The 1835-nt window shown below is 68.2% G+C and carries 1 protein-coding gene; it reads right to left on the bottom strand.

Features of this window, described 5'->3' with window-relative positions; all coding sequences use genetic code 11:
* Positions 1-93 precede the first annotated feature (93 nt).
* Positions 94-1695, bottom strand: a complete 1602-nt coding sequence (locus tag EQG76_RS16365; RefSeq protein WP_200840856.1) for a GMC family oxidoreductase — start codon at positions 1693-1695, stop codon at positions 94-96.
* Positions 1696-1835 lie beyond the last annotated feature (140 nt).

Below are 1835 nucleotides of genomic sequence, written 5' to 3'. Positions count from 1 at the left end.
CCTACCACCTGACCTGGGCGCACGAGCAGGTGGACGACCCGGGCGGGGTCCGCTTCTTGACGCTCCGCTCGCTCCGCGAGCTGCCGGGCGTGCTCAGGCGGCTGCCTGGCGCCGGTTGCCCCGGATCAGGTCTGCGGCCTTCTCCCCGATCATGATGGTGGGCGCGTTGGTATTGGAGCCGATCATGCTCGGCATGATCGAGGCGTCGCACACGCGCAGGCCGTCGATGCCGCGCAGCCGGAACTCCGGATCGACCACCGCCCGCTCGTCCTGACCCATCCTGCAGGTGCCGACCGGGTGGTAGGAGGTGCGGCCGGAGCGGCGCAGGAATGCCTCGGCTTCCCCGTCGTCCTTCAGATCAGCCGGGTGGTGGGCACGCTTGACCAGTTTGGCGAAGGCCGGCTGTGCCATGATCTCGCGCATCTTCTTGAGCCCCGCGATCGACACCTTCACGTCGTAGGGATCGGCCAGATAGTTCGGGTCGATCACCGGTGCCGCCAGCGGGTCGCCCGAGCGCAGAGTCACGCAGCCGCGCGAGCGCGGGCGCAGGCAGTAATTGTTCATGGTCACACCGGCGCCCGACGGCACCGCCGCCACGCCCGCCTCCACGCCCGCCCCGATCAGGAAGTGGAACTGCATGTCCGGGGTCGGCGCATCGGGCTCGGCGAACCAGAAGGCTCCGCCTTCCACGATGTTGGAGGCGACCGGTCCCTTGCCGAAAAGCTTGTACTCGAGCCCGGCCCACATCATCCAGTGCCACTTCTTGTAGCGGTCCAGGCTGACCTGGTCGTGTAGCTCGTAGATGACGTCGGTGCCGTAATGGTCGTGGAGGTTCTGGCCCACGCCCGGCAGGTCGTGGACCACCTCGATCCCGTGGCGGCGCAGCTCGTCAGCCGGACCGATCCCTGAGAGCATCAGGAGCTTGGGCGAGCCGATCGCACCGGCGCAGAGCAGCACCTCGCGCTCGGCCCGAACCTCCTGCTCGTTGTTGAAGTGGAGAAAGCGCACGCCCACTGCGCGGCCATGCTCTACCAGGATCTTGGTGATCCGGCAGTCGGTCATGACGTCCAGGTTGGGACGGCCGCGCACCGGATGGAGATAGCCGACCGCGGCGGAGCAGCGTTTCCCGTGCCGGATCGTGGTCTGGTAGACACCGCTGCCGGCCTGCGTCTTGCCATTGAAGTCCGGGTTGTAGGGGATGCCCGCCTGCTGGCAGGCCTGGACGAAGGCGCGAGTGAGCGGATGGGGCTGGAGCTGGGACACGCCGAGCGGGCCACCGACGCCGTGCCACTCGCCGGCGAACGTGTCGTTGTCCTCGGCGCGCAGGAACAGGTGCCTGATCTCAGCGAACGACCAGCCGGGGCAGCCTTCCTCGAAGGCCCAGCGGTCGTAATCGGCCGGCACGCCGCGCGTATAGATCTGCGCGTTGATCGAGCTGGAGCCGCCGATCACCCGCCCCTGGGCATAGGGGATCTCCCGGTTGCAGCAGTGCTTCTGCGGAGCCGTCGCATAGCCCCAAGTCAGCCCGCCGCCGGTCATCTTGCCGAAGCCCACCGGCATGTGGATGTAGGGATCGCGGTCGGGCGGACCGGCTTCCAGGAGGAGCACGCGCATGTCGGGCAGCTCCGACAGCCTGGCCGCCAGCACGCAGCCGGCACTGCCGCCGCCGACGATGACGTAGTCGTAGCTCCGCACGTTCCCGTTTCTCCCTGGTTGCTGGGCTGGCCGGCTGTTCAGTCGAACAGGGCTGGCGGCATGGTGCGCAGCGGGTTCGCGACCTGCGGGACGAAGCCCATCTGTTCGATCACGTCCGCCTTCGGGTCGATCCCAGGGGC

The sequence above is a fragment of the Geminicoccus flavidas genome (assembly GCF_009806515.1).
GTDB classification, from domain to species: Bacteria; Pseudomonadota; Alphaproteobacteria; order Geminicoccales; family Geminicoccaceae; genus Geminicoccus; species Geminicoccus flavidus.
This window is presented reverse-complemented; position numbering and strand designations above follow the sequence as displayed.